Source organism: Achromobacter sp. Marseille-Q0513 (assembly GCF_018195695.1).
Taxonomy (GTDB): domain Bacteria; phylum Pseudomonadota; class Gammaproteobacteria; order Burkholderiales; family Burkholderiaceae_B; genus Achromobacter.
This window is the reverse complement of record NZ_JAGTJY010000059.1, coordinates 24824-31386: the sequence shown is the minus strand read 5'-3', so window position 1 is coordinate 31386 and position 6563 is coordinate 24824. Positions and strand designations below refer to the sequence as shown.

Below are 6563 nucleotides of genomic sequence, written 5' to 3'. Positions count from 1 at the left end.
GTATCGCGCCTGCTCGGCGGCCACGGCGGCGGCCCGCGGGCAGCCGGCGCGGGCCCGGCCGGCCCCCCCGTCGCTGGCGCGGCGCGCGCCGCCGCCGGCCGCGAAAAGGAGCAGATGCATCCGGAGCGCGGCGGCGCCGCCGTCGCGCACCCCGTCCGCCAGCGCCTCGGCGGCGGCCGCCGCCTGGCTCATCAGCGCGGCGGGTTCCGGCGCGGCGAATGTGAACAGCGTATTGGCGCGCTTGATCTTGCTGCGCTTGCCGGATTCCGATTCCACCTGCAGGCTGGCGTCGGTTTCGGACAGGATATTGCCGGCCTTGAAGCTGCCGTCGTCTTCGTAAAACACATACATGGTGGTGGATCGTCCTGGGCGGCGCGCACGCGTCGCCGTGGTGCTGCTGTCGTTATGGAGTTCGGGGCACAGATTGGATTATTGGGGGCGAACCGGTTCCGCGCCAAGCGCGAATTCCAGGACCTCGGGCATCCAGCGGGCGAAGTCGGACAGGCCATGGTCGCCGCCCTGCACGATGCGCTGGCGGCAACCCGCGTAGCGGTCGCGCATTTCGCGCCAGTCCAGCACTTCGTCTCCCGTGGCCGCCACCAGGAAGTAGCGCTCGGGCCGGGTGATGGCGGGCGCGTGGATAGCGGCCAGCTCGTCCACGTATTCCGGCAGGAAAACGAAGGGTTCGTCCGAATGATACATGCGGTGCTCGCCCACCTGGGTGGCCAGGTCGCGCGGGGCCTCGACGGCCGGATTGAGCAGCACGGCCTTGCAGCCCAGTTGCTCGGCCAGCCAGGTGGCGTAGAAGCCGCCCAGCGATGAGCCGATGACCGTCAGCGCGCGCGGATCGGGCGCGCCGTCCAGCTGGCGGCGGGCGATATCCATGGCCAGGGCAATGGCCTGGCGCGGGCTGGCGGGCAATTGGGGGCAGGCCCAGGCGCCGGCCAGGCCGCGTTCGGCCATGGCATCGGCCATCAGGCGGGACTTGAACGAGGTCGGCGACGAGCGGAAGCCGTGCAGATAGAGGATCGAACTGCTCATCGCGTCGTCCTTGCGCGCCTCAAGCGCGTCGCTCCAGCGCGTCCAGCAGCTTGCCGTGGATGCCGCCGAAGCCGCCGTTGCTCATGACCAGCACATGGTCGCCGGGGCGGGCGGCCTGGACCACCGCGTCCACCAGCGCGTCGATGTCGTCGCGATGGCTGGCGCGCGCGCCCAGCGGCGCCAGCACTTCGGCCGGGTCCCAGCCCAGCGCGTGCTTGCCGGACTTGGCGCCGAAGCAGAACACCAGGTCGGCGCCGGCCAGCGCGTCGGGCAGGCGGGCGGCCATGGTGCCGAGTTTCATGGTGTTGGAGCGGGGTTCCAGCACGGCCAGGATGCGGGCCTGCCCGACCTGGCGGCGCAGGCCGGCGATGGTGGTGGCGATGGCGGTGGGATGGTGCGCGAAGTCGTCATAGACCTTCACGCCCTGGACCGTGCCGCGAAGCTCCATGCGGCGCTTGACGCCGCCGAAGCGGCTCAGCGCCTCGATGCCCTGGGCCGCCGGCACGCCGGCATGTTCGGCGGCGGCCAGCGCGGCCAGCGCGTTCATGCGGTTGTGCTCGCCGCCGAGCGACCAGCGCACCGTGCCGAGGTCCTGGCCATCGCGGCGGACGAGGAAGGCGCCGTCGGCGTCGGGTTCGGACGCCTGCCAGCGGCCATCGTCGCCGAACGTGACCGTTTCCGACCAGCAGCCGCGCGCCAGCACGCGGTCCAGCGCGTCGGAATGCGCCGGGCGCAGGATGCGGCCCGAGCCGGGAATGGTGCGGACCAGGTGATGGAATTGGGTTTCGATCGCGGCCAGATCGGGAAAGATGTCGGCGTGATCGTATTCAAGGTTGTTCAGGATCGCGGTGCGGGGGCGGTAGTGCACGAACTTCGAGCGTTTGTCGAAGAAGGCCGTGTCGTACTCGTCCGCCTCGATCACGAAATGCCGCTGCGTGGGGCTGTACCGGGCCGAGACGTGCAGGTCGGGCGCCACGCCGCCGATCAGGAAGTTGGGCGCCAGGCCCGCCGCTTCCAGGATCCAGGTCAGCATGGAACTGGTGGTGGTCTTGCCGTGGGTGCCGGCCACCGCCAGCACGTGAGCGCCGGGCAGGATGTTGTCGCCCAGCCATTGCGGGCCGGAGACATAGCGCGCGCCCGATTCCAGGATGGCTTCCATCAGCGGGTTGCCGCGGCTGACCACGTTGCCGATCACGTACAGGTCGGGCTTGAGCGCCAGTTGCTCGGGACCGAAACCCTCGATCAGTTCGATGCCCTGTTCGGCCAGCTGCGTGCTCATGGGCGGATAGACGCCCGCGTCGCAGCCGGTGACCTTGTGTCCGGCGGCGCGCGCGATCAGCGCCAGCCCGCCCATGAACGTACCGCAGATGCCAAGAATATGCAGATGCATTGAAAAACTCTCCTGTGCTGCATTGTATATATAGAGGCGAGGCGGGCTGCTGTGCATGGCGGCGCACCGGACTGTGCCGGCGCAAGGCGCAAACCGGCGGCAGCGGTTATGATCGCGCCATGAATCGACGTCTCATTCTTTCCGCCGGCGTGGCCGCCGCCGCCACCGCGGCCGGCGTGTTCACCTGGCTGGGCCGCGGCAAGTCCCAGGCGCCGCAGGCGCCCCAGGCTGCCGACGCGCAGGTCGATCCCGTCGCCTCGCTGATGGCTCTGCGCCTGCCCGACCTGAGTGGCGCCTCGCATTCGCTGGATGGCTGGAAGGGCCAGCCCATGCTGGTGAATTTCTGGGCGACCTGGTGCGCGCCTTGCGTCAAGGAGATGCCCGAGCTCGACGCCCTGCAGAAAAAATATCCGAAAGTGCGCTTTGTCGGTATCGGCGTTGATTCGGCGGTCAATATGCAGAAATTTGTCGAGAAAGTGCAGGTTTCGTACCCGCTGTGGGTATTGGGCGCCGGTGGCATCGACGTGCTGCGCAAGCTGGGTAACCCTAGCGGCGGTTTGCCTTTTACGGTTATTTTCAATGCAGATGGTGGAATTAACCGGAAGATCCTGGGTGAAATTCAGCCCCAGGATCTGGATCAGACACTGGCCGGTTTGAAGGCGTAAGTCTGTTGGACAAATGGTGGGAATTGGCGTAAAAAGCTGGTTTATCGGCTGTTTTGCCAACAAATCAAGATTGGCAATCCACTCATTGGCAAGCGCATGGCGCAAAACATACTGGTATTGCATGGCCCGAATCTGAACCTGCTAGGCACCCGGGAACCTCATATCTACGGCAGTCTGACGCTGCAGCAGATCAATGAAAACCTGGAACGGCTTGCAGGGGAACTGGGCGCCACGCTCACGGCGTGGCAGAGCAATCACGAGGGCGCACTGGTCGATCGCATCCAGGCGGCGCGGCAAGACGGCACGGACTTCATCATCATCAACGCGGCGGCATACACGCACACCAGCGTCGCTGTTCGCGATGCGCTGGCCGGGGTCGCGATCCCATTTATTGAAGTACATTTGTCCAACCTGTATAAGCGGGAGCCCTTCAGGCATCACTCGTATCTGTCCGATCTGGCGATAGGCCTCATCAGCGGCCTGGGCGCGGACGGCTACGAAGCGGCCCTGCGCTACGCGGTGCGGCACTGATCTCGCTCCAACTCATCGCTTTTACATCTTAAACGGCGCGGTCCCGACGCAGGGACGTTGCCGACACTATTTCGGGAAGCAGCTTCTATGGACCTTCGAAAACTCAAAACCCTGATCGACCTGGTGGCTGAATCGGGCATCGCCGAGCTGGAAATCACCGAAGGCGAAGGCAAGGTTCGCATCGTCAAGTTCTCGCAGACCCTGCAACCGGTCGCGTACCACCAGCCCGAAGCCGGCGTGGCCGCCGCGCCGGTGGCCGCGCCCGCTCCCGCCGCCGCGCCCGCCGCGCCGGCGCCGGCCGCGATCCAGGGCCATGTGGTCAAGGCGCCGATGGTCGGCACGTTCTACCGCTCGCCGAATCCGGGCGCCGCGCCGTTCATCGACGTCGGCCAGAGCGTCAAGGAAGGCGATCCCCTCTGCATCATTGAAGCCATGAAGCTGCTCAATGAGATCGAAGCCGACAAGTCCGGCGTGATCAAGGAAATCCTGGTCGAGAACGGCGAACCCGTCGAGTACGGCCAGCCTCTGTTCGTCATTGGCTGATAGCTGATATGTTCGAAAAAATCCTGATCGCCAACCGGGGCGAGATCGCCCTGCGCATTCAGCGCGCTTGCCGCGAGCTGGGCATCAAGACCGTGGTGGTGCACTCCGAGGCCGACCGCGAAGCCAAGTACGTGCGCCTGGCCGATGAGTCCGTGTGCATCGGGCCCGCGCCCTCGCGTGAAAGCTACCTGAACATGCCGGCCATCATCTCGGCCGCCGAAGTCACCGATTCCGAGGCGATCCACCCCGGCTACGGCTTCCTGTCGGAAAACGCCGATTTCGCCGATCGCGTCGAGAAAAGCGGCTTCGTGTTCATCGGTCCGCGTCCCGACACCATTCGCCTGATGGGCGACAAGGTCAGCGCCAAGCGCGCCATGATCGAGGCCGGCGTGCCGGTGGTGCCCGGTTCCGAGGGCGCGTTGCCCGACGATCCGCAGGAAATCGTGCGCATTGGGCGCGAAGTCGGCTACCCGGTCATCATCAAGGCCGCGGGCGGCGGCGGTGGCCGCGGCATGCGGGTGGTGTACACGGAAGCCGCGCTGCTGAACGCCGTCACGATGACGCGTTCCGAGGCGGGCGCCGCGTTCAACAACCCCGAAGTCTATATGGAGAAGTTCCTGGAGAATCCGCGCCACGTGGAAATCCAGGTGCTGGCCGACGGCGGCCGCAACGCGGTCTGGCTGGGCGAGCGCGATTGCTCCATGCAGCGCCGCCACCAGAAGGTCATCGAGGAAGCGCCGGCCCCCGGCATCGCGCGCCGCCTGATCGAGCGCATCGGCGACCGCTGCGCTGACGCCTGCCGCAAGATGGGCTATCGCGGCGCGGGCACGTTCGAGTTCCTGTATGAAAACGGCGAGTTCTATTTCATCGAAATGAACACCCGCATCCAGGTCGAGCATCCCGTCACGGAACTGATCACGGGCGTGGACCTGGTCCAGCAGCAGATCCTGATCGCCGCCGGCGAGAAGTTCACGCTGCGCCAGCGCGACATCGGCTTCAAGGGTCATGCGATCGAATGCCGCATCAACGCGGAAGATCCGTTCCGCTTCGTGCCCAGCCCTGGCCGCATCACCAACTGGCATACCCCGGGCGGTCCTGGCGTGCGTATCGATTCGCATGCGTTCAACGGCTATTTCGTGCCGCCGAACTATGATTCCATGATCGCCAAGGTCATTACCTACGGCGATACCCGGGACCAGGCGCTGGCCCGCATGCGCACGGCCCTGTCGGAAATGGTGGTGGAAGGCATTTCGACCAACATCCCGCTGCATCGCGAGCTGCTGCAGGATTCCCGCTTCATCGAAGGCGGCACCAGCATCCACTATCTGGAAAACAAGCTGGCCCAGCGGCCCTGATCCGCTTTTTCCGGGGCCGCGAGGCCCCTTTTGTGTTTTTACGGTCGAACGGGCCGCGGCGCATGCCGCGGCCCGTCGTCCAGATGGAAGAATCTCATGCGTGAACTCGTGCTCCATTGCCTGGAAGCCCAGGCCGAAGCCCTGTCCGACGCGCTGCTGGAAGCCGGCGTGCTGTCGGTGTCGGTCGAGGACGCCGATTTCGGCACCGACGACGAGCGCCCGTTGTTCGGCGAACCGGGCACCGAGCCCGACGTGCAGGCCTGGGACCGCAACCGCGTCGTGGCCCTGCTGCCCGATGGCGCCGATCCCGCCCAGATCATGGCCGAGGCGGCCGAGGCCGGCGAACTGGACCCCGCGCTGTTCCAGGACTGGAGCCTGCGCGACGTGCCGGATGCCGACTGGGTGCGACTGACGCAATCGCAGTTCGGCCCCATCCAGGTCGCCGAGCGGCTGTGGATCGTGCCCAGCTGGCACCGCGACAATCCGGACGTGCCGGGACTGGACCTGGATGCCGCCGACGGCGCCATCCACATCGAACTCGATCCGGGCCTGGCTTTCGGCACCGGCAGCCATCCCACGACCCACCTGTGCCTGGCCTGGCTCGAGGCCGAGCTGCCGGCCGGCGCGACGCTGCTGGACTACGGCTGCGGCTCGGGCATCCTGGCCATCGCCGCGCGCAAGCTGGGCGCGGGGCCGACCCAGGCGGTGGACATCGATCCGCAAGCCGTGCAGAGCACCGTGTTCAACGCCCAGGTCAACGGCGTCGAGCTGGATGCCATGCTGCCCGACGGCCTGAAAGACGGCACGTTCCAGGTCGTGGTCGCCAATATCCTGTCGAACCCGCTGAAGGTGCTGGCGCCCATGCTGGCCGGCCGCGTCGCGCCCGGCGGGCAACTGGTGCTCTCGGGCGTGCTGGAACGCCAGGCCGAGGAAGTCGCCGCCGCCTATGCTCCGTGGATCGCCATGTCGGTCTGGCGCGCGCGCGACGGCTGGGTCTGCCTGCACGGCCGCAAGGCTTGAACGCATAACAGCCGCGCA

At 66.6% G+C, this 6563-nt stretch carries 7 protein-coding genes and 1 pseudogene; 5 read left to right on the top strand and 3 right to left on the bottom strand.

What is annotated here, in order from left to right:
* From KDH83_RS14360 to mpl, 3 genes and pseudogenes are all read right to left on the bottom strand, one after another.
* Positions 1 to 351, bottom strand: a pseudogene (locus tag KDH83_RS14360) (hypothetical protein); the annotation flags it as partial.
* 78 nt (positions 352 to 429) lie between these two features.
* The gene (locus tag KDH83_RS14355; protein WP_212316870.1) at positions 430 to 1041 is read right to left on the bottom strand and encodes a YqiA/YcfP family alpha/beta fold hydrolase; all 612 of its coding nucleotides are present in this window, start codon (positions 1039 to 1041) and stop codon (positions 430 to 432) included.
* Positions 1042 to 1060: 19 nt separating this feature from the next.
* Positions 1061 to 2431, bottom strand: a complete 1371-nt coding sequence (gene mpl, locus KDH83_RS14350; RefSeq protein WP_212316868.1) for a UDP-N-acetylmuramate:L-alanyl-gamma-D-glutamyl-meso-diaminopimelate ligase — start codon at positions 2429 to 2431, stop codon at positions 1061 to 1063.
* Positions 2432 to 2550: 119 nt separating this feature from the next.
* Between mpl and KDH83_RS14345 the strand changes: the two genes are divergently transcribed.
* The 5 genes from KDH83_RS14345 to prmA all read left to right on the top strand — a co-directional run bounded on the left by KDH83_RS14345 (position 2551) and on the right by prmA (position 6545).
* Entirely contained in the window at positions 2551 to 3096 is a 546-nt protein-coding gene (locus KDH83_RS14345; protein WP_212316866.1) for a TlpA disulfide reductase family protein, read from the top strand.
* Between the two features lie 96 nt (positions 3097 to 3192).
* Positions 3193 to 3627, top strand: coding sequence for a type II 3-dehydroquinate dehydratase (gene aroQ, locus KDH83_RS14340; RefSeq protein ID WP_212316864.1), 435 nt, complete (start codon positions 3193 to 3195; stop codon positions 3625 to 3627).
* Between the two features lie 87 nt (positions 3628 to 3714).
* Positions 3715 to 4170, top strand: a complete 456-nt coding sequence (gene accB, locus KDH83_RS14335; RefSeq protein ID WP_212316862.1) for an acetyl-CoA carboxylase biotin carboxyl carrier protein — start codon at positions 3715 to 3717, stop codon at positions 4168 to 4170.
* Between the two features lie 8 nt (positions 4171 to 4178).
* Positions 4179 to 5525 (top strand): acetyl-CoA carboxylase biotin carboxylase subunit, encoded by a 1347-nt coding sequence (accC, locus tag KDH83_RS14330; RefSeq protein ID WP_212316860.1) that lies wholly within the window; start codon positions 4179 to 4181, stop codon positions 5523 to 5525.
* Positions 5526 to 5621: 96 nt separating this feature from the next.
* Positions 5622 to 6545 carry a 50S ribosomal protein L11 methyltransferase gene (gene prmA, locus KDH83_RS14325; protein WP_103272347.1) on the top strand — a complete coding sequence of 308 codons (924 nt, stop codon included), beginning with the start codon at positions 5622 to 5624 and terminating at the stop codon, positions 6543 to 6545.
* Positions 6546 to 6563: the final 18 nt, after the last annotated feature.

Excerpts from the sequence above, each read along its gene's own strand:
- accC (WP_212316860.1), top strand. The coding sequence starts at position 4,179 with ATGTTCGAAAAAATCCTGATCGCCAACCGGGGCGAGATCGCCCTGCGC.
- accB (WP_212316862.1), top strand. The coding sequence starts at position 3,715 with ATGGACCTTCGAAAACTCAAAACCCTGATCGACCTGGTGGCTGAATCG.
- KDH83_RS14355 (WP_212316870.1), bottom strand. The coding sequence starts at position 1,041 with ATGAGCAGTTCGATCCTCTATCTGCACGGCTTCCGCTCGTCGCCGACC.
- prmA (WP_103272347.1), top strand. The coding sequence starts at position 5,622 with ATGCGTGAACTCGTGCTCCATTGCCTGGAAGCCCAGGCCGAAGCCCTG.
- KDH83_RS14345 (WP_212316866.1), top strand. The coding sequence starts at position 2,551 with ATGAATCGACGTCTCATTCTTTCCGCCGGCGTGGCCGCCGCCGCCACC.
- aroQ (WP_212316864.1), top strand. The coding sequence starts at position 3,193 with ATGGCGCAAAACATACTGGTATTGCATGGCCCGAATCTGAACCTGCTA.
- mpl (WP_212316868.1), bottom strand. The coding sequence starts at position 2,431 with ATGCATCTGCATATTCTTGGCATCTGCGGTACGTTCATGGGCGGGCTG.